Origin of the sequence: Collinsella sp. AM38-1BH (genome assembly GCF_003467545.1) — a bacterium.
Taxonomy (GTDB): Bacteria; Actinomycetota; Coriobacteriia; order Coriobacteriales; family Coriobacteriaceae; genus Collinsella.
The window spans coordinates 32,558-57,597 of the sequence record NZ_QSHC01000008.1 but is presented as its reverse complement, the minus strand read 5'-3'; the positions used below and the strand labels follow the sequence as shown (position 1 = coordinate 57,597).

Below are 25,040 nucleotides of genomic sequence, written 5' to 3'. Positions count from 1 at the left end.
CTTAGGCGGTTGCGTGGCGCTCGAGGTACTCGGAACCCACATTCTCGCGCTCCCAGCCGCGCACGACCTTGTAGCCCACGGGGCTCAGGAAGACCTCGCACAGCAGCTCGGCGACAGCGCCGGTCAGTGAGCACATAAGGACCTGCACCCAGGTCCAACCAAAGAACGTGTGGCTCACCACAATGGCAAAGACCAGGTTGTCGATAAACTGGCCAACACCCGTGGACACATAGGAGCGGAAGGCGAAGCTCGCAAAATTATTCTTTTTGAGCATGCGGCCGAGCGACTGGTTGAGCGTGGAGTTAACCACGGCAGAGACGAGCATTGCCAGCGAAGAGCCCAGCACCACGTACCAGGTGCCACCGATGGTAGCGTTAAGGGCAGTGTTAACCTCGATCATGCCCGTGTCGTAGTAGGCGCCCCACATACCGGGCGTGAGCGAGCATGCCCAAAAGCACAGGCTCACGGCCAGGTTGACCAGCAGCGCGAGGATAGAGATTTTGATGGATGCCTTGGCGCCAAAGCGTTTGCAGATCATGTCCTGGCACAAAAACGAAACCCAGCTCACCACAAAGCCGCAATCGAGTGCCAGATACGGCAGGCTGATGAGCTCTTTGTTGGCCAGCAGGTTCATCATGATGACACTCACGAAAAACAGCGAAACCGTTGCCGCGGGAATGCTCCGCAACAGGACCTTGTAGTCCTCCATGACCTTCTTGATCATTATGTACTCCTTTGGTTTTAGGTTTAACGAGCAGGATATCGGACCCGAACTGCTCGGACGCCCCGGTCTTGAGACGACGGTGGTATGATAGCCGCTCACACGGCATCAGGCAAGCAAACGGCGCGGCAGCCCCGCAGGGCCACCGCGCCGATGCGTTAAAACGCTACGTTGCCAAACTCCGACAGGATAAGGTCGGGGTTGTGGTCGGTTGCCCAGTCCACGTTCCACGGGCTCGTGAACAGCAGCAGCTTACCGCCGCGCATATCCTCGACACGAAGCGTGTCGCGCGTGAGCGAAAGGGCCGGGATATCGATGGTATCGGGGTCGTTCTGGATCCAGCGGATGTCCGTATAGGGCAGCGGCTGGCGACGAACCTCAACACGGTACTCGGCCTTGAGGCGGCGCTCGAGCACCTCAAACTGCAGCACACCGACCACGCCCACGATGACGCTCTCCATGCCGGCACCCAACTCGCGGAAGATCTGGATGGCGCCCTCCTGGGCAAGCTCCTCCATGCCCTTGACGAACTGCTTGCGCTTGAGCGTGTCGACCTGCGTAATACGAGCGAACATCTCGGGGGCAAACGTCGGGATCTGCGGATACTGCACGTGGCGCTTGCCAGAGCACACGGTGTCGCCGATGCTAAAGATGCCCGGATCGAACAGGCCCACGATATCGCCCGCGTACGCCTCGTCCACGATGGCGCGGTCATCGGCCATCATCGACGTGCCCGTGGCAAGCTTGAGCTTGCGGTTGCCCTGCACGTGGAAGGCATCCATGCCGCGCTCGAACTTGCCCGAGCAAATGCGCACAAAGGCGATGCGGTCGCGGTGGTTCTTGTCCATGTTGGCCTGGATCTTAAACACAAAGCCGCTAAAGTCGTCGCGGCAGGGATCGACCGGTTCGCTGGTGAGCGTATCGGTATAGGCGCGCGGCGTCGGGGCCAGACGCAGGAACTCCTTGAGGAAGGGCTCCACGCCAAAGTTGGTAAGCGCCGAGCCAAAGAACGCCGGGCTCAGCTTGCCGCAGGCCACGGCGTCCAAGTCGAGCTCGTCGCCGGCACCATCGAGCAGCTCGATGTCGTCCATCAGGTTCTTATGGTTCTCCTCGCCGATAAGCTCGTCCATGGAAGGATCGCCCAGCTCGGCCTCGACCTCGGCGACCTTCTTGGTGGCGTTGGCGTGACCGTCGCCCTCAAAGGCAATGACGCGACGGGTCTGACGATCGAACACACCGCGGAAGTTGCGGCCGCTGCCGATCGGCCAGTTCATGGGATACGTATTGATACCCAGGACGTTCTCGATCTCTTCCATGAGCTCAAACGGATCGCGAGCCTCGTGGTCGAGCTTGTTCACAAAGGTGAAGATGGGAATGTGGCGCAGCGTACAGACCTTAAAGAGCTTTTTGGTCTGGGCCTCGACGCCCTTGGCGCCGTCGATGACCATGACTGCGGCGTCGGCGGCCATAAGGGTACGGTAGGTATCCTCCGAGAAGTCCTGGTGGCCGGGGGTATCGAGGATGTTGACGCAGGCGCCGTTGTAGGTGAACTGCAGCACCGAGGAGGTAACGGAAATGCCGCGCTCCTTCTCGATGTCCATCCAGTCCGAAACGGCATGCTTGGCCGAGCTCTTGCCCTTGACCGAGCCGGCGGTCTGGATGCTGCCGGTATAGAGCAGCAGCTTCTCGGTAAGCGTGGTCTTACCGGCGTCCGGGTGGCTGATGATCGCGAATGTGCGGCGCGACGAGATTTCATCCGACAGGCTTGCCATGCGGATCCTTTCTTGCATTGAGTGCATTACGTCGTTGTAACCGTATTATTGTAGCCGCGAAATCTCGCTCTAGGGCGCCTATCAGGACAAATTCATCAGTCAGAACGTGAACGGCTAGTTATCGAAAGTATTCTGCAGCAGACTGTCTCAATCTGTAACAGCAGAGCTTATTTGCCCCCCCTATCTGTTACAGATTGAGACAAACGAACTTGTCCGCCGGCACAATCTCAATCTGTAACACCTGGCCGCCCAAATTGGGTCTAGCTGTTACAAATCGAGATAAACGGAAAGGCAGGCAGCCAATGTCTCGTTCTGTAACATCTAGCCGCGCAAATCGACTCTTACTGTTACAGATTGAGACAAATAGGCAGGCGGGAAAATAACATCTCAATCTGTAACAGCTGGCGACCAAAAACGGACCCAGATGTTACAGATTGAGATTGTTTTGGAGCAAGCGCGGCGCCGATGGTCTATTCCACATTTAGCTCTTGCATAACTGTGCATAGTGTATATATACTGTGCTTACCGGTTATATACACGTGTAGCCCAACAGCTAAGGAGCCGCTGTGGACATCATCCTATCCAATTCGAGCGATAAGCCCATCTACGAGCAGATAACCTCGCAGGTCAAAGCTCAGATCTTATCGGGCACGCTCGCTGCGGGAGCCAAACTCCCCAGCATCCGTGCACTCGCGAGCGACCTGGGCGTGAGCGTAATCACCACCAAGCGTGCCTACGCCGACTTGGAGCAGCTTGGCTTTATCTGCACCGTGCAGGGCAAGGGCTGTTTTGTCGCCGAGGGCAACCAGGAGCTTTTGCGCGAAAACCAGCTCTGCCATATCGAAGAGCTACTTGCGAAAGCGGCGAGCCAAGCCGAAACCCTGGGCGTCACGCGCGACAAACTGCACGAGATGCTCGACCTGGTAGCCCCCGAAACCATGCAGTAGCCATCTGCAAGAAAGGCTATACCATGCAAAACTTGCTTGAACTCAAAGGCATCTCACACGCTGTAAGCGACCGCTTTTCGCTGCGCGACGTCACGCTTGCCGTGGAGCCTGGCCAGATCATCGGCTTTGTTGGTGCCAACGGTGCTGGCAAAACAACGACGATTCGAGCTGCTCTCGGGCTTATAAAGCTCGATGCCGGCGAAGTGCACCTGTTTGGGCAGCGCTGTGGCGCCGACGCGCCCGATGAGTCGCAACGCCATCTACGCTCCCGCGTCGGTCTTGTCCTGGACACGTGCCCCTTCCCCTCCACGCTCAAGGTGGGCCAGATCGAGTCGCTCGTAGGCCCAGCGTACCCCACGTGGGACCGCGAAACGTTCGCCGGATTCATCAACCGATTTGGCCTCGATCCCAAGACAAAGGTCAAGGACCTCTCCCGCGGCATGGGCATGAAACTGCAGCTTGCCTGTGCGCTCAGTCACAAGGCCAAGCTGCTCGTTTTGGACGAAGCCACCGCGGGCCTCGATCCCATGGCACGCGAGGAACTGCTTGATGAGCTGCTTGCCTTTGTCGCCGACGGCCAGCACAGTGTGCTGCTCTCGAGCCACATTACGTCCGACCTCGATCGCACCGCTGATCGCGTCATCTGCATCGATAATGGCTCGATTATTTTTGACCTGCCGCGCGAGGACATTACCGACCGCGCCGGCATCGCCCACTGCACCCAATCGCAGGCTGCCGAGCTTATGGCTTGCGTCGAAGGCGCCCGTGCCGCCCGTCACGCCTACAGCGTGGACGTACTCGTACCCAACCGTCGCGAAACGCTCGAGGCCTTTCCCGAGATTCCCTGCGATCGGGCAACCATTGATGACTATCTGCGCCTCATACTGAAAGGGGCTTCGAAATGAAACGCGCCTTTATGTCCGAACTCGCCATCGTTCGCACGCTCATCCCGAGCATTGCGGGCGTCGGCTTGTTCATCTTCGTTGTGCTGACGCTCGTCAACGCGTCGGATGGCGATTCCGGTATGAGCGCCGGCGCCTGCGCCGTCAGTGCCATGTCGCCCATCATAGTCATGAACTCACTGGCCGGTTTCGACAATCAAAACGGTTGGGAGCGCTACCGGGCAACGCTGCCCTTCTCGCGCAAAGACATCATCCGCGCACGCTACCTGAGCGTTATTGTCTTCTCCGCCGTCATGGCATGTGCAGCTACGCTTTTGAGCATCGCCTCCATCCCGCTCTTCAACAGCGCGGGCATTCCTTCGACGGGACAGACGGTCTTTGAAATCGCAATCGCCTCGGCAGCATCGATGCTCATCTCCCTCATGATGGTGTTTTTGGCGCAGCCGCTGTTCTTTCGATTTGGTCACATGGAGGCGCTGCGCCTATCCGTTGGCCTGTTTGCCCTGCTTGGTTGCGGCACCATGGCCACGCTGAGCTCCTCCAACCCCATCAGCAACTGGCTCATGTCGATTGCCGGAGCGAATCCCGATCCTGCCGTTCTTGGCTGCCTGTGCGCAGGAATTGCCGTACTGGCCCTCGCGCTATGTGCAGTCAGCTGTACCGTCAGCACCAAGGTTTATCAAGTACGCGATCTGTAGGCACGCGAAACTCGACCTATGCAGGCCACTATCGGTCGCAATCGCCCATCCGCAAATCCGTGACAAACGGCATGTCCCCGGCGTGCGTCACCGTGCTACTTACGCAGCGGCTTGGGCAGCGGAATGCCAGCGGCGATAACGGCGGCGATGATCATGCAGACGATGCCCTTGAGCGGGAAGCACATAAGCAGCAGGCCCACAACCATGACAGGCTGGCGCATGACCGCACCCATCGTCGATGCCGTGCAGACGGCGACGCAAAAGACCGGATCTGCGCCGGTGAGGATGGCAAGGCCATAGCCCAGGCTTACGCCCGAGAAGATAACGGGGAAGAAGTGGCCGCCGCGCCAACCAAGGTTGATGAGGGCGGGCGTCAGCATGGCCTTAACAAGACCGGTCGCGATAAGCACGCCGGCGGGAATGGTGAGGTAGGTCTCCATAAGTACATCGGCCTGGGTCTCGCCGGCAAACATGGTGTAGGGCAAGACCGTGCCGCAGATGGCGAGCGCCAGACCGGCCAGCATGGCCTTGACGACAGGACGCTCCCCTATTGCATGGGACAGCGCCTCGCTCGCGTGCTCCGAGACAAAGTACAGCCAGCCGCAAACGGTGCCAACCAACGCCAGCGGGATGAGCCAGGCAAGCTCCAGGTTGCCCACCTCGGCGGCCTCGAACCTGGGCATGCCCATGCCGCCGCCCATAACCTGGCCGAGCAGCAGATAGGTGCCCAGGCCGCCGGCAATCGCAATACCGTAGACCACAGTCTTCTGTGCCTTGGGCAGTTTGATGGTGATCTCGCCGGACGCGGACCCATCGCCGGCGTCTTCGCCCTGGCCGTCGGCGCTACCGGCGAGCGGCGCCACAAAGCCAAAGACGGGCGCGGTAAAGAGCGCCGTCAGCGCGGCCTGGGTGCCCAACAGCGTGAGCTCCCTGAACTCGGCGCCAAAGCGGCGCATGCGGTCGCCGACCCAGCTGCACAGACCCGCGATAACGCCGGTCAGGCCGGCCTCCGGTCCAATACTTCCGCCAAACAGCAGCGGCAGCAATGCCGCGAGCGAAAGCTTGCCCAGGTTGTCGTACGGGTAGCGCCCGTCTTGCTTAACCTTAGCCATCACCTGGTTGAGGTCGTCGGTCTTGGTGCCCGTAAGCTTTTCGTACAGGCCGATCAGCAGGCCGCCCAGCAGGCAGACGAAAAACGGATACGGCAGAAAACCGAACGGGCCGCTGGCGAGTTCGGGCGACGCCGCGCCCAGCATGTGGGGGATCTCGGTCCACAGATAGTCGATACCGTGCTCCATCGCAAAAAAGAACAGCCAGACCGCGGCACCTGCGAACGCACCGGTCACGGCAACGCTCATTAAAAACAGCGCGCGGTTTTTGGGTTTGGCAAGGCTATCCATCGGGTCCTCCCGCGGTCAAAGTCGACATAGATACGTTTTATTGTAGAGCGAGCGTTGCCCAGACAAGCCAACCATCCGCGCTGCAAACGGCACCATTGGGAGTCATAGCGGAACAGGCTCAAGACTTGTCCGTTAATAATCGAGGCAATCTCGCGCAAATCGTCGGCAAAGTAGATGCCTTGTTGGCGCTGCGGACTCGACAATGCCTTTTCGATCATGTGCCCGAGCAGGGCTTTGAGGTCGTTGTAGTACCCACCCAGGTTGTACAGAATGCACGGAGCACTCAGGTGCCCCAACGATACCGCGGACATAACCTCGGCAATCTCCTCGAGCGTGCCCGTCCCACCGGGAAAGGCGATGAACGCATCACCGAGCTCGATCATCTTGGCTTTGCGCTCGGCCATGTCACTTGTAACGATAAGGTCGTCGATGCCCTCGTGCTGGAACTCCGCCTCGATAAAAAAGCTCGGCTCAACGCCCGTCACGTGTCCACCTGCCTCGAGTACGCTATCGGCGAGCGCGCCCATCAGGCCCGATTTGGACCCGCCGTATACCAGCGCGTGCCCGTTGGAGCCAATCCAGTTGCCCAGCTCTTGCACCGCAGGCAGAAACGCCGGGTCATTGCCGACGCTGGCGCCCAGGTATACCGTGATATTCATATTCAGTCCCCCTCGTCGTGACGCGCGGCGCCCGTTCTAGCGTTGGCGTCGGCGATATTCGCGCACACGGCGCGACAGGTCGGCGAGCTCGTCACGATCGAGCTCTTCCAAATGCTCCAGATCGTCCATAAAGCGCGCCATGGTGTCCTTTTGGCGCAGCTTGATGAGCATATTGCAGTAGTTCACCGCCACACCCGTGAGCATGGCGATGTAGAAGATGCTGATAACGCTCAGGACGACGGTAATAGCGCGAGCGACCGGCGTTTCGGCCGGGATATCGCCAAAGCCGATGGTCGAGACCGTCTCAAAGCTAAACCAGAGACCATCGCCAAACGTGAGGGTCGTGGGCTCGGACAGCCAGACAGCCGTCGAGCACAGCAGATAGAAGATAAGAAACAGGCCCGTGATGCGCGCAAAGCCAGCCTGGCGCAACACGTCGGCAAGCGTCCTCAACTTGTTCATCGCGACCCCTTTTCTCAGATGCCCAATCACATTCGCTCGGTATTGTCCCACATCCGGCACTTGAGGACGTTCCTTTTGTGCCGGCAGAAAGGGACTGTCCCCAAGTGCTGGGAGGAACCGTTTAGCGGCGCAACTGCCGGTTAGGCAGGCTGAGCTGGTATCCTTGTGCGGTAACGTCTCGATTCGTTAGGATTGCATGTGAGAGCTTCCGCTGTCCTTCGTTCAGTTATATATCGCACCCTGGCCGTCGCGCTTGCCGCGCTCGCCGTACTGAGCACCATCATGCCCGCCCCCGCCTTTGCCGCCGGCTCCGATCAACAGGTCAAAACGGTCCGCGTTGGTTGGCTCGTCAACAACGAGGGCTTCCAGGACGGCACCCCCGGCGAGCGTCTATCGGGATGGGGTTACGAGTACCTCCAGACCCTGTCGTACTACACGCCCGGCTGGCGGTACGAATACGTCTCCGGCACCTTCACCGAGCTTATGGACATGCTCGAGGCAGGCGAAATCGACCTCATGCCCAACATCTCCTACTCCGAGGAACGCACCCAAAAGCTGCTCTTTTCCTCGAACCCCGAGGGCACCGAGCGCTACTACATCTACGCCAAGCCCGATCGCGACGACCTGGCCAAGGGTGACCCCCAAGCGCTCCAGGGCCTTACCATCGGTTGCAACTCCGGTGTTATGCAAACCTTCGTTGGCCAGCAGTGGCTCGCCAACGAAGGAATCACCTGCACATACAGGGAGTATGACGGAGGATCCGATCTCTTTGACGCGCTCGCAAACGACGAAGTCGATGCCGTCATCATGAACGACACGACCTCGTCGCCCAGTGCCTCCCCCATGTTCTACATCGGCTCGAGCGACTACTATTTTGCCGTTCCCAAAAGCCGCCCCGACCTGATGAACGACATCAATGCTGCCATGACGGCAATCGCCCGCGTCAACCCACGCTATAACGACGAAGTCAAATCTAACTACTCGACCCAAAACAGCGGTTCATCATCGCTCAACGGCCCCGAACGTTCCTGGCTCAAAGCAAATGACAACACCATCACACTCGGCTACATTACGGGCAAACTCCCCTACTGCAACGAAGACGAAGACGGCAAAATGGAAGGCTCGCTCGCATCGCTTGCGACAACGTTGCACGATAAATTTGGCATTACGGTCAAAACCGTCGCCTTTGATAGCTACAAGATGACGTCAAAGGCCCTGTCAAAGGGAAGCATAGACGTTGCGCTGCCGGTATACCGAGATTACTGGTTTGCCGAGCAAACAGGCGTTGTGCAGTCGATATCGTTGGGGACCATATCCCTCACCGCCATCTACACCGGCAGCAACCTGAACAAAGACCTTCAGAACATCGCCTGTACCAAATCATCGTTTGTCAACAAAAATGCACTTGAAAGCCTGTTCCCCACAGCGACCGTAACCGAATACCAATCCGACGATGAAGCGTTCGACGCCCTCAGGAAGGGAACGGCGCACTGCATCGTCGCTCCCAGTTCACGCGTAAAAACCATCGGTGACCGTTACGATCTCGAGGACTGCGAGACGGTCGAGCTCCCTGACACCTGTGAGCTCTCGTGCTGGATTTCGCGCGGAAAGCCCGAGCTGCTGGGAATCATCAACAAGGGCATCATCAATGCCGGAGAATCGCTCTCCGCAAGCAATTTCTCCTCCACGTCGTACACGGCCCAGGAATCCAACACGCTTCAATTCCTTTATCGCAACCGCACCGCCATTGCAGCTACCCTCATCGGTATGTTGTCGGTCGGCATCGTCCTGCTCATCTGGGCGCTCGTGCGCGCTCGAACCGAGCGCAAAAAAGCCGATGCCGCCAACGCCGCTAAGACGGCATTCCTCACGCGCATGAGCCACGACATCCGTACGCCACTCAACGGCATCCTGGGTCTTATCGAAATTGAGGAATTGAAAGACGGCGACATGCAGGCCGCCCGCGAAAGCCGCGCCAAGGCGCGTGTTGCCGCCAATCACCTACTCTCGCTGATCAACGACATCCTCGAGATGGGCAAAATCGAAGACCGCAAGCTAACTCTGGAACATGCGCCTTTTAACCTCAAAGAGCTCTGTGACGATACGCTGGTGCTGTGCAAGCTCCGCGCATCCGATAACGGCATCACAATGCAGGACAATAGTCTGCCGTACGCCACGGGGCCATACATGATCGGCAGTCCCACCCATATCCGACAGATCATAATCAACCTGTTAGACAACAGCATTAAGTACAACAAGCGCGGCGGCTCCGTCACCTTTAGTTCAAAGACCAAGCCACTCGATGATGGGCGCGCGCTCTTTTGCTTTAGCGTTTCGGATACCGGCATTGGCATGGCTCCCGAGTTTTTAAAGCATATCTATGAACCGTTTGCCCAAGAAGGTGACGATGCGCGCAGCAAGTTCCAAGGAACCGGCATGGGCATGCCAATCGTCAAGTCGCTTATTGAACTGATGGGCGGTACGATTGAGATTTCGAGTGAGGTTGGCGTGGGGAGTACGTTCAACGTCCAGATTCCGCTCGATATCGACAAGAACCCTCAGGCGCGGGCAGATACGGTCGAGGGGGTGCTCGACTGCTCGCTCGCCGACATGAACGTGTTGCTCGCCGAAGACAACGAATTGAATGCCGAGATTGCCCAGACGCTGCTAGAATCCGAGGGCGTCGTGGTCACCCGCGCCGCCAATGGCAACGAAGTCGTCGATCTGTACCTGTCACATCCCGCCGGCAGCTTCGATGCGATTCTGATGGACATCATGATGCCGGGCATGGACGGCTATGAGGCAACCCGCGCGATTCGTCTGAGCGAGAAGGTCGATGCAGCCGATATCCCCATCATCGCGCTCACCGCCAACGCCTTTGCCGAGGACGCCAAGGCGGCACACGATGCCGGCATGAACGCCCATCTGTCCAAACCGCTCGACTTTAACAAGCTCAAAAACATACTCGCCCGCATCAAGAAAAACGGATCCGTTTCGCTATAGTTTGTGCTCAACCACCACGCACGACCAGAAAGGAAACCAACGATGTTTAGGCCCTTACGTCGAAAAAAACGCGCCATCACTGACGAGGAAGCGCGCGAACTGCTCGCTACCTGCAAGCGCGGCGTCTTTGCCGTCAACGGCGACGATGGCTACCCGTACGCCATTCCCGTCAACTACTTCTTTGACGCCGAGCACGACAAGATTTATTTCCATGGCGCCAAGGCTGGCCACAAGGTCGACGCACTCAAGCGCGATGACAAGGTCTGCTTTACCGTTTACGGCAACGAGTGGTACCAGGACGGTGACTGGGCTCCCTACGTTATGAGTACCGTGGTCTTTGGCCGTTGTCGCCTGGCGAATGACACCCCCGCGTTTATCGAGGACAAAGTCCGCCAGCTCGCGCTTAAGTACTACCCTTCTGCCGAGGAAGTCGAAGAGGAAATCGCCAAAGACATCAAGGGCGTCCAGCTCTACGAGATTACGATTGAGCATCTTTGCGGCAAGCAGATTCAAGAAAAGTAAGCCTCTCAGCAGGTCTGCGCCCAATTGCTACAGATGCTTTACCATGTGGGGCCTTCTAGCCAACTTGGCAGAAGGCCCCACATGCAGCGCACGCTTACCGTGCATTAAAAACGTAGCGGTCCAGGCGGTCGCACGCTTCCCTCACGCGCGAAAGCGGCAGCGCCAGATTCACGCGAATGTGGCAGGGCCCGTGGAACGGGCGGCCGTCCTGATACCCCACGCCCACGCGCGCCCCCTCGTCGAGCAACCACTGAATATCGCGGCCATGCTCGCGGCACCACTCGGTGCAGTCCAGAAACACCATGTACGTGCCCTGCGGACGCGAAAACGCGACGCCCTTCCAGTGCTTTTCTGCATACGTGCAGAAGTACTCGATATTGCCGGCAAGCACCTGGTTGAGCTCATCAACCCACTCATAGCCCTGCGGCTGGTAGGCACCGATAAGCGCATGCATGGAGAGGACATTCATCTCGTTGTAGTGGGTCTTGTTGGACACGGCGCACACGCGGTCGCGCAGCGTCTCGTTGTAGATGATGTGGTAGCTGCCGACCAGGCCCGCCAGGTTGAACGTCTTGCTGGGCGCGTAGAGGGCAACCGTGCGCATGCGAGCATCCTCGCTCACCGACTGCGTCGGGATGTGCTTGTGTCCCGGCAGGATGATATCGGACCAAATCTCGTCCGAGATCACCACGCAATCGTGCTGGCGATAGATGTCCATGGCGCGCTCGATCTCGTCGCGCTCCCATACGCGGCCGCAGGGATTGTGCGGCGAGCAGAACACCGCGGCATGGATGTAGTTTTGGGCGAGTTTGCGCTCCATGTCCTCAAAGTCCATGCGCCACACGCCCTGGTCGTCGAGCTTAAGCGGGCTGTGGACAATACGATAGCCCGCGGCCTCGATGGACTTGGTAAAGCCGATGTAGGTAGGGCTGTGGACCAGCACCGCATCACCTGGCTGGACATACGCGCGTAGCGTCGACACGACACCGCCCAGCACGCCGTTTTCGTAGCCGATATGCTTCGGCGCCAAGTCCTCAACGCCGTTGCGACGGCTCTGCCATTCGATGATGCGGTCGAAGTACTCGGGACGCGGATTGAAGTAGCCAAACATGGGGTGCTGAGCGCGCTTGATGATGTACTCCTGAACCGTGGGCACCGTGGCGAAGTTCATGTCGGCCACCCACATGGGAATGCGGTCGAAGCCCTCGTCGGGTGCGTTCGGAGCCATACTGGGGATCTCGCCCCAAGAGTCAACGGCGATGGCATCCATGCCGTGGCGGTCGATAAGCGAGCTAAAGTCGTATTTCATGCTGAGCTCCCATGCAAAGCGGACTATTTTGGTAGGCGTTATTGTCCACCAGCATGGGCGATTTTGACATGGGGTTTGGCGCTTAATTTGACGGGTTCAGACGAATGGCTGGTTAGTCTTGCGCGTCGTTGACGGCGACTACGGTTAGCTGGGTTTTATCGACCGTAAAAGATATGTCGAGCCCAGCATAAGCTAAGTGGTAAACGCGGTTTGGCTCGTGCTTGCTGCCCGCGCGGCGCGGATCTTGGCAAAGGACCTCGACCAAGCCGGGGAGCTTTGCGGGCGGGACCATATCCTGCAGCGCTTGTGGAAACTCAACATCGAGCTCTTGCCACGGAGCACCCTCAATCCAGCCGCCGGTCGCATCCGGGTGGCAGTCCGCAAACGGGATGTAGGGCTTGATATCGTAGATGGGCGTGCCGTCGCGCAGATCGGCCCCCAGCACATGGATGATGGGGCCGTCGTCGGTAAGCTCCACGCGGTCGAGCTTAACGCAGGTGAGCCCGATGGGATTAGGGCGAAACGGACTGCGCGTGGCAAAGACACCCACGCGCTCGGCTCCGCCCAGACGCGGCGGGCGCACGGTCTTCGACCACTTGACGTTGGTGCCAGACCTGTCCTGCGACTTGGCATCGGCAGCTATGTCGTTTGCCGTGCCGCCGGGCGTTCCGTTTTCGAAGCGCCACAACAGCCATAGGTGAGAGAAGGAGTCCAGGACCTCAACCGCTGCATTGGAGGCAAATTCCGGCTCAAAGACGATGTGTCCCTGCAGATGAGGCGCCAAAAAGCTGTTGCGCGGAATGCCGAACTTCTGCGGCAGGTCGGTATGTATGTGTGCGATAGGTTCCATGCCGGTCATTGTACGGCATGGAGGTGTGGGGCGTTGCGTGCAATTCTTCGCCGCGGTCCCCCGTCGTGCAACCAACGGTTGCTTGGAAGGGCGCCTGCTGCCGCGTATGCTTAAGCCATCAACCAGCAGAAAGGAGCCGTTATGGCCTTTGCAGAAAAGCTCATCGCCGTCCGTCGCGCTCATCACCTCACCCAAGAGCAACTCGCCGCCAAGCTCTTCGTCACACGCCAAGCCGTCAGCCGTTGGGAGCGTGGCGAGGTCACACCGGGCATCGACATGATGAAGCTCATCGCCGCCGTGACCGGCGAGCCCCTGTCTCATCTGCTCGAAATGCCCGAGCACTATTGCCAGAGCTGCGGCATGATACTCACGCCCGACGACTGCGGCACCGATGCCACGGGCGCCACGACCGACCATTACTGCAAGTGGTGCTACGACCACGGCAAGTACACCTACGACACCACCATGGAGGCGATGATCGAGGACTGCGCCCCGCGCCTGGCGCAAAACACCGGTATGTCGCTCGACGATGCCGTCTCGCTCATGGGCGCCGTGTTGCCGCAACTGGAGCGCTGGCGCACCGTGCAGGAAAACGAGGAGCGCTACGGCGCCGAGGCGCGGGCGCGCTATGGCGATGAGGCTATCGATGCAGCAAACGAAACGTTACTGGACATAGATCCTCAGACATGGAACGACATGAAGGAACTTGAACGCGCTATTCTGGGCCAGCTCTCAATTGCCATGGGCATTGGCGACCCAGAGAGCAACGAGGCTCGCAAGCTTGTCGCGATGCATCGTCGCTGGATTGCTCTCAACTGGGGATGCGAGCCCCAGAACGAAGCGTACCTGGGCCTCGCCCACGGTTATCTTGCCGACCAGCGCTTTGTTGGCTACTACGACAAACCCTGCGGCACCGGAGCCACGGCGTTTTTGGTACAGGCCATCGAGTCGTCGCTGGCCCGCGCATAGATTGCGGCGGCTTTGGGTATTTCAATCAAAACCGCAACCGATTGGAGACCTATGGCTACTAATCATGAGCTCGTGCTCTACGTTATGACCGGCTGCCCGTATTGCATAAAGGTCAAGCGCTTTTTGGCCGATAACGGCGTGACCATTCCCGAACGCAATATCTCGACCGATACCGAAGCCGAGCAGACACTCATCGCCGTCGGCGGAAAACGCCAGGTTCCCTGCCTGTTCATCGACGGCAAGCCACTCTACGAGTCGAGCGACATCATCGCGTGGGCGCAGGAGAACCTGCTCTAGCGTTCTATTGCGGTCGGCTGGCCCCAACCCATACGACCCAAACATGTACACCAGCATCCAAAATCGACATTTTTCGACATCTTTGGATGCTGGTGTACAGTTTTTTGCATGGGTAGTCATTGGGGACGTTCTTAAATGACTGGTTGTTTGAGACGACCTTTGGATTATGGCTGTTTGAGGCCATCTGACATCTCTGGAAAGGGCTCCTTAGAGGACCGTGTTCAAAAAATGGCAAATATGAGTACTGCTACTTGTTTAGTAACAGCGATTTTAATCATTTCAGGGATCATTCAACGCCCCAAGCGCCCGCAGACGGCGTTATTCCTCCCCATATGTTCAATAAAAGAGACGCCTAATGGTATTAAATCTCATCAGGGACCTCATTTTTGAAAAAAATAAATGCAACCATAATGGCAACAGTACTCATATTTGCCCTTTTTTGCACACAGCCCTCCAGAATAGTCGTTAGGGACGACTCAAAATGGCAATTCTGGCACTTAGACACTCTTTTCTTGAATGACTAGTTGTTAAAGAACACTCAGCGACTACTCCAATTCGCGACACACTGTGTCGCGAATTGAGCTGTTCTCACCACCGAAGACCGGTGAAAGCTCCTGACCAGAATCTCGATAGTTTGTTAAAGTGCCCCCTCTGCAGGTTCAATGAGCGCTCATGTTCCAGACTGGAAAGCGAAGAAATATCGAAGCCATCGATGCTCATTTCCTATCGAAAAAACTAGTCAATACACGCTAATTAGCTTGATAAACTGCTTGTATTTTTGTCTACAAAACTGTATACAAAAAGAGATTCCGAGAACCAGCGCTCGACATTATGTCAATCGATAGGGGGCGCTATGGACGCTAAGCAGCTCGAAAAGATGATGGGGTTTGCCCCCCGGAGAGTTGGAGAAAGCCGCGGAGGCATACGAAAAAGATAAGTGGCCGAAGGGTCGCACCATCAAGCTGGGAAGACCGCCGATCTCTGATGAGCCAAGCATTGTTTTATCGGCACGTGTGGGTGAGTCGGTTCTTGATGCGTTTGACGCAAAAGCAAAGCGCCATGGGCAGACACGCACAGAGCGACTCAGGGAGCTCATCACGATCGATGCAATGATTGCCTAGTTATCCACCGAGCCCAAAGACGTACGCCAGCATCCAAAGTCGACATTTTTCGACATCTTTGGATGCTGGCGTACGGTATTTTGCAACATAGTCATTCGGGACGTTCTTTTAAATGACTAGTCGTTAAAGTGCGTCCCCAACGACTAACTAGCCGTGGAAGCGTGCTATGGGCGCAAGTGGCTGTTCGCGAAAGACGCGCTCGACGGCGGCGCGGTATTCGTCGACCTTTTTGGTCTTGCGTACGAGCTTGTGAACGGTAGCGGGGTCGGCGAAGGCGCATTTGGCGTAGAACCACCACTCCTTCATGCGAAAGACCGCATTGCCGCCAATCTCTTCTGCATAGGCCGCAAACAGCGTGTCGTGGAAGCGCTGCAGCTCAGCAGCCGTTGCAGCAGGGCCACCCTTGACCATGCGAGCGAGCGCGGGATTCGCAAGCAAGCCACGCCCCAGCATTACATGGCGCGTGCCGGGATAGGCCTCCACCAGCGCGTCCATATCCTCAAGATCGAAAATGTCACCGTTATAGGCCACGGGGAACGGCGCGCGTTCCAGCGTCTCGCCGTAAAACTCCTTGCGCGGCGATCCCGTATAGCGGTCCTTTTGCACGCGCGGGTGCACGATCAGCTCTGCCAACGGCATGCGGCAATACAGATCGAGCACACGCTCGTATTCGTCGTCGCTCTCAAGCCCCAGCCTGGTCTTGACCGATACCGGCAACGGTGACCGCTCGCACACATCGCTCAAGAACACCTCGAGCTCGTCGAGGTTGCGCAGAAAGCCCGATCCTTTACCCTTGGCAACAACCGTACCCGAGGGGCAGCCAAGGTTGAGATTGACCTCGCGGTAGCCCATGTCGGCGAGCACCTGTGCCGCCCATACAAACTCGTCCGCGTTCTTAGACATCAGCTGAGGCACTACGTTGAGCCCCTGGTTATTGGCAGGATCGATCTCCTTAAACGCCTTGCCGCCAAAGCGGTTTCCCACCCGCGGCGGCGGCAAAAACGGCGTATAGTAGCAGTCGAGCGCACCAAAGCACTCCGCATGCACGCGGCGGAACACATGCCCAGTAATCCCCTCCATAGGGGCCAACGATAGAATCATCAACATCTACTCTCAGATCAATGCGGTAAAGGGACTGCCCCCTTGTCACATGCATTATGCCTTGTGCTTCAGATGATTCACAAGGCAGAGGTAGCTACTTGACGATAATCACCCTTCCATCCGTCGCCTCACGCAACGAAGGTGAATGCTTTTCCGCGAAGTGAACGAGTAAAATCGGACCCCCGAAGCATCGACACTTTTGGAAGACCAATTCCTGCGGTTTTATCACTCAAATCCTGCGGTTTTTGCATCCAAAAGTGCGAATGCTTCAGAGGTCCAGAATAGGTCGTTCACTTCTCGGGAAACCATTCACCTTCGATTTGCTGGCGCTCACAAACAGCGAGAGGCTGTCCCGCGACAGCCCCCTTGCGCGTCATTCGCCCCATGACAGCGGCTCCATGCTCCAAAAACGACGTTCATGATCACGACGACCGCCAACAGCACGCTGTTGACCGCTATGTCTGAACAACAGACACCCTCCACTCATCTATACTCAAGAGCATGTGCGCATCGCCCAAAAACGATGAGAGTCGAGGCCCCATGCAGCAGCTCACCGAACAAGAAAAGAAACGCATCCAGCGGTACTGCACATACCCCAAGATCGCAGCGACCGCACTCGTCATGTCGTTCGTGGCATGCCTGTTGATGTTGCCGCTCCAAATGATCAACGATATCGCGTTCCACCAAAAGGAATTCCAACCCGCGGGCATATGTACCGCCATCGCACTCACCGCAATCGAACTCGCCATCTTTTGCTATTGCGCTCTTGCGCCGCGCTTTGGAATGCAGGGCAAACAGTGGAAGGAGCTGCAGAGCAGGCTTGCGGTAGCCCAGACTAACAAGGACCGTTCCGCGGAGGTCGCCGGCGTGCTTTCCGCGCAAGCTGCCGGCCGCATGCTCAAGAACAGCGATAACGATCTCGCGCGCGACCTGGGCGGTGCCGCCGAGGTCGCCGGCGCCGTAGGGGCAGTCGCCACGGCGGCAGACGTGCTAGCCGAAACCTCGAGCAATGCCGAGGCCATGGCAAACGCATACGGCGTGACGATTCCAAGCGTCAAGAAGCAGGTCATAGCTCTCGCAGTGGTGCCCGTCATTGTGCTGCTTGGCGTCTACATCCCGCAGTTTATCCAGGGAAATAACGAGCTTCAGGCAAGAAAGGCTGCAGCCGCCGAGCAGCTCGCCATCGCGCAAGATGCCTTGGAGCCCGTGTGCGAACGCGTCGCAGCAGACGACCCATACGTGTCATATCACGACTACGGCTACCGCATAATCGGCTATCTACGCGATAATGACCTCGGCGCTCAAGCAGCCTATGTCTACCTTTCTTTTGATGCAGACAGCATGCTCACGGACGTCGATTACACCAGTCAGATCGACCCCGAGGAAAGCCTTGCAGACAACCTCGCCCGCGCCGAGCAGGATATCGCGACGCTCTGCGCCCCGCTCAACGGGTTGGACATTTCCGTTGCCACACCGGGCCTCCTCACGCCATGCAGCCTGTCGGATGAATTTAAACAGGCATTTTTAGCCGGATCCCTATATGAAGAAATCAGCATCAAGACGGAGGACGAATCTATCAAGTCGTACTACACCTTTGACACCGAGCCCAAGGAAGAGTTCGACGAATACACCCATCCGGAAATTAGACTCATGCTCTCTGCAAAGAAGAACTAAAAGCTTACGCTCTAATTGCCGCTCGCAAACATCATCTATATCTCGAGGTCTAATACTTTTCCGAGAAGTGAACGGCTGTATTTGGACCCCCGAAGCATCGACATTTTTAGACGTCAAAACCGCAGGATTTGACTGGCAAAACCGCAGGAAATTGCATCTCAAAAGTGTCGACGCTTCGGGGGTCCATTTTGACTCGTTCACTTCTCGGAAAAGTATTAGACCCCGATTTACATGCCACTCAATGTGACAAAGTGGCTGCCCCTTTGTCACATTCGATGAAAAAGGGCACCGATGTTAGTCGATGCCCCAAAGCGGCTGTAGGTTAAGCCCTACAGCGTATGTCTAAGACGAATCGAACTATTCGTCCCAGGAGAGGTTCTTACCAGTCTTTTTTGCCAGCAGCAAGAACAGGCCGATAATAACGTTGCATGCGATGCAGAAGATGAAGACGCCCTGGAAGGAGCCGACAAGCTCATAGACCTTCATCATAACGGGCATGCCAAAGGCGCCGACGATATAGCCCACGGAGCAGATCAGCGCGAAGATGCGACCGAAATCGCGGGAGCCAAAGACGTCCATAACCAAAACGGTCAGGGCAGTGCCAGCGATGACGTACATTACGTCGTTCACGCCTGCTGCGAGGATGCTGAGCGTCGAGTTGCCGCTGCTCATCATGAGCATGACAAAGGAGAGGATGGAGACAGCGAGCCAGCCCAGAATAGCCTTCGTGCTGCCAAACTTATCGCAAGTGGTGCCGACGATCGGATTGAGGAACAGATCGAAGAGCGATGCAGCGGATACCATGAAGCCGCCCACCATGGGGCTAAAACCAACCTCGGAAGCATACGTCGGGAAGAGCTGGTTCATGCAGCAAGTGAGCTGAACGAGGCAGAGGAAGCCGATGCAGAAGAAGAAGGCAGGCGACTTAATGGCGCGCGCATAGCTAACGCCACGCGTGCTATCCTCGGTCGTCTCCTCGGTCTCGGCGTCCGGCTCGCCCTCGACGTAGCCATAGGGCAGCATGCCCTTGTCCTGAGGCTTATAGCGGATAATCAGGACGGAAGCGGGGAGAATGAGCACGGCGGAGACGCCAGCGAGCACCAGATAACCAGTCCTCCAGCCAGCGGCCTCGATGACAGAGGTGATGACGGGGCTCATGATGAGCATGTAAATCGAGTTCACTGCCCAGGCGAGACCAATTGCCAGGCCACCAGATTTTTTGAACCACTGGTCAATAACGTCGGACATGGCGACGCCGGTGGTGAAGGCGAAGCAAATGCCAATCAGGGCGCCAGCGGCGATGAACATCCAAACTTCGGTGTAGAAGGCCATGCCTGCGCCGGCGGCGAGCAGAATAAGCTCGACGACGGGGAGCCAAACCTTGCCAACAACCTTGGGGATAAGTTTTCCGACAAACGGAAGCGCCGCCGCAAGACCGATGAGCGTCGCGGTGAAGTAATACGAGAAGATTGAATAGTCAAACCCGAACTCCTCGCACACGGGCGCGACGAAGGAGCCGGCGATTACGCTATAGGATCCGGTCGTACCAGCAGACATGAGGCCAAGCGCGATTACGAGAACCCATGCGTAGACCTTGCTGCTCTTTAACTTTGCATTTTCCATTGATACAGCTCCTAGAGACCCAGAAGGGCACACATAACGGCCTTGATGGTGTGCTGACGGTTCTCTGCCTCACGGAAGATGACCGAAGCGTTGGCCTCAAAGCACTCGTCGGCAATCTCGAAGCCCTCGGTGATGATCTCGCGATGAAGGTCGTTCTTGCACTGGTCGAGGAGCATTTTGCCAACACGGTGATCTGCGTTATGGACAGAGGGAAGCTCATGCATGCAGAAGATGTCGGGATTGTTGGTGCGCTTGCACAGCTCGCTGGTGACGCGATAGGGGTACAAAGACTCGGCATCGCCCAGCCAGGAGTTGTAGTCGTCGGGATCCAGAACCTCTTCGCCGCACTCGGGGTTGATGTAGCGCCACTCCTCGGTAACGATAACGTCAACGCCATCCAGGGCATCGAGGTCAGAGGTGATGGTAAAGGTCCTATTGGGAGCGTACTTGGCGTAGCAGGCCTCCACCTCTTCGATCATTTCCTTGCACATCTGATGACGGAGGTCGTCGGGGCCGATGGCAAGGAAGTCCATGTCGAGCATAGCGCACAGACGGCCATACCACACCGGGGCGCCGGCGCAGTTGCCAACGAAAGCCATCTTCTTGCCGCGGCTCGTACGCAGACCGCCCCATTGCTCTTCCATCGTAAGAGCGTCAGCGAGCATCTGAGTCGGGTGATCGCCGAGAGTAAGGGCATTGATGACCGGGATGTCAACCAGGTCGGCGACGTCATAGAGGAACTGCTCGTCCTTCTGTGCGCGGTAGACGATGAGATCGTACATGCCGTTAAAGACGCGCATGGCATCCTTGACGGTCTCGCAGTCACCCATGTGGGAGTTGGTCAGATAAGTGAAGCCCATGCCCAAATCATTGCAGGAGGTCTCGAATGCGCAACGAGTACGGGTCGAACCCCACTCAAAGTTGGCGAGGACGTTTTTACCGGGGAAGTAGCGCTGGTCGACACCAGACTTCTTCTGAGCCTTAAGGTTCCAGGCAAGATCAATGAGATAGCGGAAATCCTCGGAGGAGAGATCATGGATGTTGATGTAGTCGCGACCGCGGAGGCTGTTGTTCATGCCTATTTCCTTTCCATTTAGTAATAGATGAATGTCGAATGTGTCCCCGAGGGAAACACGGATATCCCTCGGGGAGCAGTAAGTGTGGCGCCTAAATCAGACAGTGCAGGCTCAAAGGCTCGCTAGCAGCTGGCTGCCACGTCCTTGGTCCAGCAGTGCACGCCGCCGCCGGACAGGTTAAGCGCGAGAGAGTCAATCATGATGACTTTGCGATCGGGGAAGCAGCTCTCAAGAACGGCTTTGGCCTGCTCGTCCTTCTCCTTCACGACTTCGTTCATGCCCTCGTGGTAATAACGCTGACCAAGAACGACGCCATTGCAGATGAGGAAGTTGCAGTAGCTCGCTGCTGCGTAGAAGTGAACGGGACCCTCGGGCCAGGGAGTGCCATCCATAAACTTGCCGCCCATTTCGTCGATGAAGCCCTTATAGAGCTCGTAATCCTCATCGCCAGGGGCGATAACGACTTCAATCGGCTCGGCGGTGGGCATACGAACGATCTCGAAGGGCTTGCCCTCCCAGTCCGTTTCGTTGCTCAGGATCTCGTAGGCCGCCTCAATGCGGCGACGAGACTCTGCGCCAGCCTTGCTCGAAGCTGCCTCTTCATCGGACACCTCGGCAAGAAGAATCTTGTTCGGAGTGATAAAGCGACACATCTCATCAATGTGAGCCGCAAAGCTCATGCCAAAGACGGGAGTTCCGTCTTCCTTCTCGTCGAGGATGCCCAGTCGATAGTCGTCGTCCTCGAGCATAGGCTGCGGAAGCCAGATAACCTTGTTGAGGTTGTAGATGCGCTTATACTCGGCCTCAACTTCCTCTTTCGTGAACTCGGGGTTACGCTTGCGGCATTCCGTGTCCTCGATGGCGATCAGAGTGCCGTGACCGTCAAACTCGCGGTCGCCGCCCTCCGAAACCATTTCGGAATTGACGATATCGAAGCAACCGAGCGCAACCGCCATGTGAACGGCTGCCTTACGTGCGGACTGGCACTCCGGGGAGTTCTTGTCCCACACGCCGTAATAAGTCCAAGCAGGGTTGACCATATAAGAATGGCCCTTGTCGTCGACCATGATGCTGGGACCGTTGTCGCGGACATAGAAGTTGGAGTCTTCGAACTGCGTGATCTCGATGCGATCGAGATCAACCCCCTCCTCCTTCAGGCGCGAGCAAGCCTCCTCATAGGAGCCGGGGGTGCCGCAATTGAGGTTGACCGTAACGTCGCCATACTCGAGCAGAGCCTTGATCACGTCAACGCAGGGCTGGCGGTTATCGTAACCCTCTGCACGGATGTAATCGGGAAGCCATGTCACATAGACGTTGGAGCGCTTCTCGAACTCGCCCGGCATACGATAGTTCTCGTACATGGTTGGTCCTTCCGTCGGGTTTCCCGCGATGCTGTCCGGCCGCGACAATAGCGGGGTTTCACCTGCTATAGTACTACTATACCTACCGTTCGGTAGATAGTTTTGAATAATTTCCGCTCGCCTACTGATACATACCGTTCACCGTATATAGTGGTCATGTTTGGACACGAATTGATGTTCCGTTGCCATCCTTAATAATGTTGGTAGTGCGGAAATGATTTGCAATGGAGAAATGCAGCGTGAGCACAAGAAAAAAAATATTGGACGCAATGTACGATCTTGTGGCAGAAGTCGGTTATGACAAAGCGTCTATCGGAAAGATTTGCGACTTTGTCGGTATATCCAAGCCGTCGGTGTACTACTACTTTCCCTCTAAAGAGGAGATTTTCACTACGCTCTTGGACAGCATGTTTCCGACCATCGACTATCAGCGCGACTACTCGCTAATAGTCGATAGGGACGGGTTCAAGGCCGCGCTTATCGAGCTCGGCAATTCAGTTATAGGTGGTTATCGAAGCGATGAAAAGCGCCGGCGCGTGCTGGCCGAGGTTAGCGTTCAAGCAAATCGAATTCCTGCAGTTCAGGAACGTCAAGCGACGGCGACCAAACGAACCATGGATGCGCTTAAAGACATCCTTCTTCATGGTGCAGAGATTGGCGCGTTTTCCGATAGTGCCGACGTGATGCTCTACGTACAAATTCTTTATACCGTTCTGGAGGGAGCGAGCAATACGGTCGCTCAAGGTGAGGATATTGATGAAAAAGCGGTTTGGGCGGGAATAGTCGAGCTTATGTTCAAATAGGCCAGCCAAGCTGAAGCGCATGTTGGCACCCATGGTGCCTGCGGGCAACCTTTAAAACGAAAACAGGGGTTGACTCCAGTCTGGCTTGGAGTCGACCCCTGTTGCATGGCAATCTATGCCGATGCAATCGGCGCTTATTACTTTTCAGCAGCCTTACTGAGAAAGCCGGAAACGATAGCAAACGCAGCAATCATAAGGTTGCAGGCAATGCAGAAGATAAATACTCCCTGGAATGACCCTGCCATGCCGTAAACCTTCATCATGACCGGCATTCCAAAAGCACCGACGACATAGCCCGCTGAGCAAACGATTGAATAGATCCTTCCAAAATCGCGTGATCCAAAGAGCGAGAGGAGAAGCATCGGCATTGCGGTTCCAACAATGGCGAACATGACATCGTTTACGCCAGCTGCAATGATGGAAACGGTCTCATTGCTTCCGCCAATGATGAGAAGTAGGAATGAAAAAATGCTGACACCTGTCCACGCGACCGTTGCTTTAATAGCGCCGAGTTTGTCACATGTTTTGCCTACGAAGGGATTTAGGAAGATGTCGGAGAACGAAGCTGCCGAGACCATTAAGCTTCCTACGATGGGATTGAAACCGACCTCGCTTGCATAGGTTGGAAACAACTGGTTCATGCAGCAGGTGAGCTGCGCCACGCAAAGCAGGAGGACACAGAGAATAAAAGACGGCGTTTTCGTGGCATCACGGAGTGCCATGCCCGAGAGGGTATCTTCCCGCTCATCGACGCTGTGGCTCTCATGGGTTTCAGAGGTGGTCTCTCCGTACGGAAGCATGTTGCGATCAGAGGGTTTAAGGCGAATGATAAATGCACTCGCAGGTAAAATCATAGCTGCAGAAACGGCCGCAAGTACGATGTATCCCGTACGCCAGCCTTGTTGCTCGATGACCAGCGTAATGACAGGGCTCAACAACAGCGTACAGAGAGAATTAACGCCCCAAGCAAGGCCGATGGCAAGACCGGACGATTTACTGAACCATTGGTCAATAACATCGGACATGCAGACGCCCGTTGTGAACGAAAAGCAGATGCCGATCACCGCAGCGGAGACGATGAACATCCAGACTTCGGTGTAGAACGCCATTGCGGCGCCGGCGGCAATAAGGACAAGTTCAACGCAAATATGCCACGGTTTGCCTATTACTTTTGGAATGAAACGACTCAAAAGTGGAAGTCCAAGTGCAAGGCCAAGAAGAATCGCAGTGAAATAGAAAGAGAAAGAGGTGTACTCAAAGCCCAGGTCTTCACATACTGGAGCAACGAATGAGCCGGCAATAATGCTATATGTGCCAGTCGTTCCGGCGGACATTAAGCCGAGCGCAATAACGACAATCCAAGCAAATACGCTGCTCTCGCGAGGACGGTCTTTTTCGGCTGGTGCGGTGAGAGCCATGGTCACTCCATTTCTATCGGCATTACATCCTATATGCCTACCGATAGGTATATAAACCAGGGGACTCTCCGTCAAGCATTAAGCGGGGAAAGGGAGTTCTTAACGTGCCGAACGGTAATTGGGCCCTTGCAAAATCGAGGTCTAATACTTTTCCAAGAAGTGAACGACCGTTTTTGGACCCCCGAACCATCGACATTTTTAGACGACAAACCCGCAGGATTTGGCTGGCAAAACCGCAAGAAATTGCATCTCGAAAGTGCCGATACTTCGGGGGTCCGTTTTCACTCGTTCACTTCTCGGGAAAAGTATTAGACCTCGATTTACAAGCCACTCAATGTGACAAAGGGACTGT

The 25,040-nt window shown here is 56.5% G+C and carries 22 protein-coding genes; 10 read left to right on the top strand and 12 right to left on the bottom strand.

Annotation, left to right across the window (positions count from 1 at the left end):
* Nucleotide 1: 1 nt before the first annotated feature.
* The gene (locus tag DW870_RS04900; protein ID WP_022093974.1) at nucleotides 2-724 is read right to left on the bottom strand and encodes a VUT family protein; all 723 of its coding nucleotides are present in this window, start codon (nucleotides 722-724) and stop codon (nucleotides 2-4) included.
* A gap of 155 nt (nucleotides 725-879) precedes the next feature.
* Nucleotides 880-2,493: a peptide chain release factor 3 gene (locus DW870_RS04895; RefSeq protein ID WP_117820856.1), complete on the bottom strand. Its 1,614-nt coding sequence runs from the start codon at nucleotides 2,491-2,493 to the stop codon at nucleotides 880-882.
* 566 nt (nucleotides 2,494-3,059) lie between these two features.
* Between DW870_RS04895 and DW870_RS04890 the strand changes: the two genes are divergently transcribed.
* The 3 genes from DW870_RS04890 to DW870_RS04880 are packed head-to-tail and all read left to right on the top strand — an operon-like array spanning nucleotide 3,060 to nucleotide 5,040.
* Nucleotides 3,060-3,440, top strand: coding sequence for a GntR family transcriptional regulator (locus tag DW870_RS04890; protein WP_117820855.1), 381 nt, complete (start codon nucleotides 3,060-3,062; stop codon nucleotides 3,438-3,440).
* A 23-nt stretch (nucleotides 3,441-3,463) separates the two neighbouring features.
* The gene (locus DW870_RS04885; protein WP_117820854.1) at nucleotides 3,464-4,345 is read left to right on the top strand and encodes an ABC transporter ATP-binding protein; all 882 of its coding nucleotides are present in this window, start codon (nucleotides 3,464-3,466) and stop codon (nucleotides 4,343-4,345) included.
* Nucleotides 4,342-5,040, top strand: coding sequence for an ABC-2 transporter permease (locus DW870_RS04880; protein ID WP_117820853.1), 699 nt, complete (start codon nucleotides 4,342-4,344; stop codon nucleotides 5,038-5,040). The genes DW870_RS04885 and DW870_RS04880 overlap by 4 nt, the downstream gene beginning before the upstream one ends.
* A 95-nt stretch (nucleotides 5,041-5,135) precedes the next feature.
* On the opposite strand, the gene DW870_RS04875 is transcribed toward DW870_RS04880, so the two are convergent.
* The 3 genes from DW870_RS04875 to DW870_RS04865 are packed head-to-tail and all read right to left on the bottom strand — an operon-like array spanning nucleotide 5,136 to nucleotide 7,561.
* Nucleotides 5,136-6,440: a chloride channel protein gene (locus DW870_RS04875; protein ID WP_117820852.1), complete on the bottom strand. Its 1,305-nt coding sequence runs from the start codon at nucleotides 6,438-6,440 to the stop codon at nucleotides 5,136-5,138.
* A complete protein-coding gene (locus DW870_RS04870; RefSeq protein ID WP_233504003.1) occupies nucleotides 6,398-7,099 on the bottom strand; it encodes a TIGR00730 family Rossman fold protein in 702 nt (233 codons plus the stop codon). The genes DW870_RS04875 and DW870_RS04870 overlap by 43 nt, the downstream gene beginning before the upstream one ends.
* Nucleotides 7,100-7,135: 36 nt before the next feature.
* Nucleotides 7,136-7,561 (bottom strand): potassium channel family protein, encoded by a 426-nt coding sequence (locus DW870_RS04865; protein WP_117820851.1) that lies wholly within the window; start codon nucleotides 7,559-7,561, stop codon nucleotides 7,136-7,138.
* 198 nt (nucleotides 7,562-7,759) lie between these two features.
* On the opposite strand from DW870_RS04865, the gene DW870_RS04860 reads away from it, so the two are divergent.
* Complete coding sequence (locus tag DW870_RS04860) at nucleotides 7,760-10,564, top strand: transporter substrate-binding domain-containing protein (protein WP_117877058.1); 2,805 nt, start codon at nucleotides 7,760-7,762, stop codon at nucleotides 10,562-10,564.
* A 42-nt stretch (nucleotides 10,565-10,606) separates the two neighbouring features.
* Entirely contained in the window at nucleotides 10,607-11,086 is a 480-nt protein-coding gene (locus DW870_RS04855; RefSeq protein ID WP_055309987.1) for a pyridoxamine 5'-phosphate oxidase family protein, read from the top strand.
* A 94-nt stretch (nucleotides 11,087-11,180) separates the two neighbouring features.
* Here DW870_RS04855 and DW870_RS04850 read toward each other — a convergent pair whose 3' ends face one another.
* The gene (locus DW870_RS04850; RefSeq protein WP_117877056.1) at nucleotides 11,181-12,395 is read right to left on the bottom strand and encodes a MalY/PatB family protein; all 1,215 of its coding nucleotides are present in this window, start codon (nucleotides 12,393-12,395) and stop codon (nucleotides 11,181-11,183) included.
* 112 nt (nucleotides 12,396-12,507) lie between these two features.
* Nucleotides 12,508-13,245: a tRNA (N6-threonylcarbamoyladenosine(37)-N6)-methyltransferase TrmO gene (tsaA, locus tag DW870_RS04845; RefSeq protein WP_233547393.1), complete on the bottom strand. Its 738-nt coding sequence runs from the start codon at nucleotides 13,243-13,245 to the stop codon at nucleotides 12,508-12,510.
* Between the two features lie 141 nt (nucleotides 13,246-13,386).
* On the opposite strand from tsaA, the gene DW870_RS04840 reads away from it, so the two are divergent.
* The 3 genes from DW870_RS04840 to DW870_RS09600 all read left to right on the top strand — a co-directional run bounded on the left by DW870_RS04840 (nucleotide 13,387) and on the right by DW870_RS09600 (nucleotide 15,632).
* Complete coding sequence (locus DW870_RS04840; RefSeq protein ID WP_117877052.1) at nucleotides 13,387-14,214, top strand: TipAS antibiotic-recognition domain-containing protein; 828 nt, start codon at nucleotides 13,387-13,389, stop codon at nucleotides 14,212-14,214.
* Nucleotides 14,215-14,265: 51 nt separating this feature from the next.
* The gene (locus tag DW870_RS04835) at nucleotides 14,266-14,511 is read left to right on the top strand and encodes a glutaredoxin (protein ID WP_117877050.1); all 246 of its coding nucleotides are present in this window, start codon (nucleotides 14,266-14,268) and stop codon (nucleotides 14,509-14,511) included.
* 1,013 nt (nucleotides 14,512-15,524) lie between these two features.
* A complete protein-coding gene (locus DW870_RS09600) occupies nucleotides 15,525-15,632 on the top strand; it encodes a hypothetical protein (RefSeq protein ID WP_369831642.1) in 108 nt (35 codons plus the stop codon).
* Nucleotides 15,633-15,779: 147 nt separating this feature from the next.
* Here DW870_RS09600 and DW870_RS04825 read toward each other — a convergent pair whose 3' ends face one another.
* Complete coding sequence (locus tag DW870_RS04825) at nucleotides 15,780-16,733, bottom strand: tRNA-dihydrouridine synthase (RefSeq protein WP_117770483.1); 954 nt, start codon at nucleotides 16,731-16,733, stop codon at nucleotides 15,780-15,782.
* Between the two features lie 540 nt (nucleotides 16,734-17,273).
* Between DW870_RS04825 and DW870_RS04820 the strand changes: the two genes are divergently transcribed.
* On the top strand, nucleotides 17,274-18,407 hold the full coding sequence (locus DW870_RS04820) for a hypothetical protein (RefSeq protein ID WP_117770479.1): 1,134 nt from the start codon (nucleotides 17,274-17,276) through the stop codon (nucleotides 18,405-18,407).
* 357 nt (nucleotides 18,408-18,764) lie between these two features.
* Here the strand turns inward: DW870_RS04820 and DW870_RS04815 are convergent, their stop codons facing one another.
* The 3 genes from DW870_RS04815 to DW870_RS04805 all read right to left on the bottom strand — a co-directional run bounded on the left by DW870_RS04815 (nucleotide 18,765) and on the right by DW870_RS04805 (nucleotide 22,467).
* Entirely contained in the window at nucleotides 18,765-20,030 is a 1,266-nt protein-coding gene (locus DW870_RS04815; protein ID WP_117770478.1) for an MFS transporter, read from the bottom strand.
* A gap of 11 nt (nucleotides 20,031-20,041) precedes the next feature.
* Nucleotides 20,042-21,106, bottom strand: coding sequence for an ornithine carbamoyltransferase (locus tag DW870_RS04810; RefSeq protein ID WP_006234575.1), 1,065 nt, complete (start codon nucleotides 21,104-21,106; stop codon nucleotides 20,042-20,044).
* Nucleotides 21,107-21,228: 122 nt separating this feature from the next.
* On the bottom strand, nucleotides 21,229-22,467 hold the full coding sequence (locus DW870_RS04805; protein ID WP_117770477.1) for an agmatine/peptidylarginine deiminase: 1,239 nt from the start codon (nucleotides 22,465-22,467) through the stop codon (nucleotides 21,229-21,231).
* A gap of 269 nt (nucleotides 22,468-22,736) precedes the next feature.
* Here DW870_RS04805 and DW870_RS04800 point away from each other — a divergent pair, with 269 nt between their 5' ends.
* Nucleotides 22,737-23,270, top strand: coding sequence for a TetR/AcrR family transcriptional regulator (locus DW870_RS04800; protein ID WP_233504667.1), 534 nt, complete (start codon nucleotides 22,737-22,739; stop codon nucleotides 23,268-23,270).
* Between the two features lie 137 nt (nucleotides 23,271-23,407).
* Here the strand turns inward: DW870_RS04800 and DW870_RS04795 are convergent, their stop codons facing one another.
* A complete protein-coding gene (locus DW870_RS04795; protein WP_117770475.1) occupies nucleotides 23,408-24,688 on the bottom strand; it encodes an MFS transporter in 1,281 nt (426 codons plus the stop codon).
* Nucleotides 24,689-25,040: the final 352 nt, after the last annotated feature.

What these genes read in the sequence shown, in the direction of transcription:
- DW870_RS04795 (WP_117770475.1), bottom strand. Translation starts at nt 24,688, where the DNA reads ATGGCTCTCACCGCACCAGCCGAAAAAGACCGTCCTCGCGAGAGCAGC.
- DW870_RS04895 (WP_117820856.1), bottom strand. Translation starts at nt 2,493, where the DNA reads ATGGCAAGCCTGTCGGATGAAATCTCGTCGCGCCGCACATTCGCGATC.
- DW870_RS04870 (WP_233504003.1), bottom strand. Translation starts at nt 7,099, where the DNA reads ATGAATATCACGGTATACCTGGGCGCCAGCGTCGGCAATGACCCGGCG.
- DW870_RS04810 (WP_006234575.1), bottom strand. Translation starts at nt 21,106, where the DNA reads ATGAACAACAGCCTCCGCGGTCGCGACTACATCAACATCCATGATCTC.
- DW870_RS04865 (WP_117820851.1), bottom strand. Translation starts at nt 7,561, where the DNA reads ATGAACAAGTTGAGGACGCTTGCCGACGTGTTGCGCCAGGCTGGCTTT.
- DW870_RS04855 (WP_055309987.1), top strand. Translation starts at nt 10,607, where the DNA reads ATGTTTAGGCCCTTACGTCGAAAAAAACGCGCCATCACTGACGAGGAA.
- DW870_RS04850 (WP_117877056.1), bottom strand. Translation starts at nt 12,395, where the DNA reads ATGAAATACGACTTTAGCTCGCTTATCGACCGCCACGGCATGGATGCC.
- DW870_RS04815 (WP_117770478.1), bottom strand. Translation starts at nt 20,030, where the DNA reads ATGGAAAATGCAAAGTTAAAGAGCAGCAAGGTCTACGCATGGGTTCTC.
- DW870_RS04900 (WP_022093974.1), bottom strand. Translation starts at nt 724, where the DNA reads ATGATCAAGAAGGTCATGGAGGACTACAAGGTCCTGTTGCGGAGCATT.
- DW870_RS04880 (WP_117820853.1), top strand. Translation starts at nt 4,342, where the DNA reads ATGAAACGCGCCTTTATGTCCGAACTCGCCATCGTTCGCACGCTCATC.
- DW870_RS04875 (WP_117820852.1), bottom strand. Translation starts at nt 6,440, where the DNA reads ATGGATAGCCTTGCCAAACCCAAAAACCGCGCGCTGTTTTTAATGAGC.
- DW870_RS04825 (WP_117770483.1), bottom strand. Translation starts at nt 16,733, where the DNA reads ATGATTCTATCGTTGGCCCCTATGGAGGGGATTACTGGGCATGTGTTC.
- tsaA (WP_233547393.1), bottom strand. Translation starts at nt 13,245, where the DNA reads ATGGAACCTATCGCACACATACATACCGACCTGCCGCAGAAGTTCGGC.
- DW870_RS04800 (WP_233504667.1), top strand. Translation starts at nt 22,737, where the DNA reads ATGTACGATCTTGTGGCAGAAGTCGGTTATGACAAAGCGTCTATCGGA.
- DW870_RS04805 (WP_117770477.1), bottom strand. Translation starts at nt 22,467, where the DNA reads ATGTACGAGAACTATCGTATGCCGGGCGAGTTCGAGAAGCGCTCCAAC.
- DW870_RS04820 (WP_117770479.1), top strand. Translation starts at nt 17,274, where the DNA reads ATGCAGCAGCTCACCGAACAAGAAAAGAAACGCATCCAGCGGTACTGC.
- DW870_RS04835 (WP_117877050.1), top strand. Translation starts at nt 14,266, where the DNA reads ATGGCTACTAATCATGAGCTCGTGCTCTACGTTATGACCGGCTGCCCG.
- DW870_RS04840 (WP_117877052.1), top strand. Translation starts at nt 13,387, where the DNA reads ATGGCCTTTGCAGAAAAGCTCATCGCCGTCCGTCGCGCTCATCACCTC.
- DW870_RS04885 (WP_117820854.1), top strand. Translation starts at nt 3,464, where the DNA reads ATGCAAAACTTGCTTGAACTCAAAGGCATCTCACACGCTGTAAGCGAC.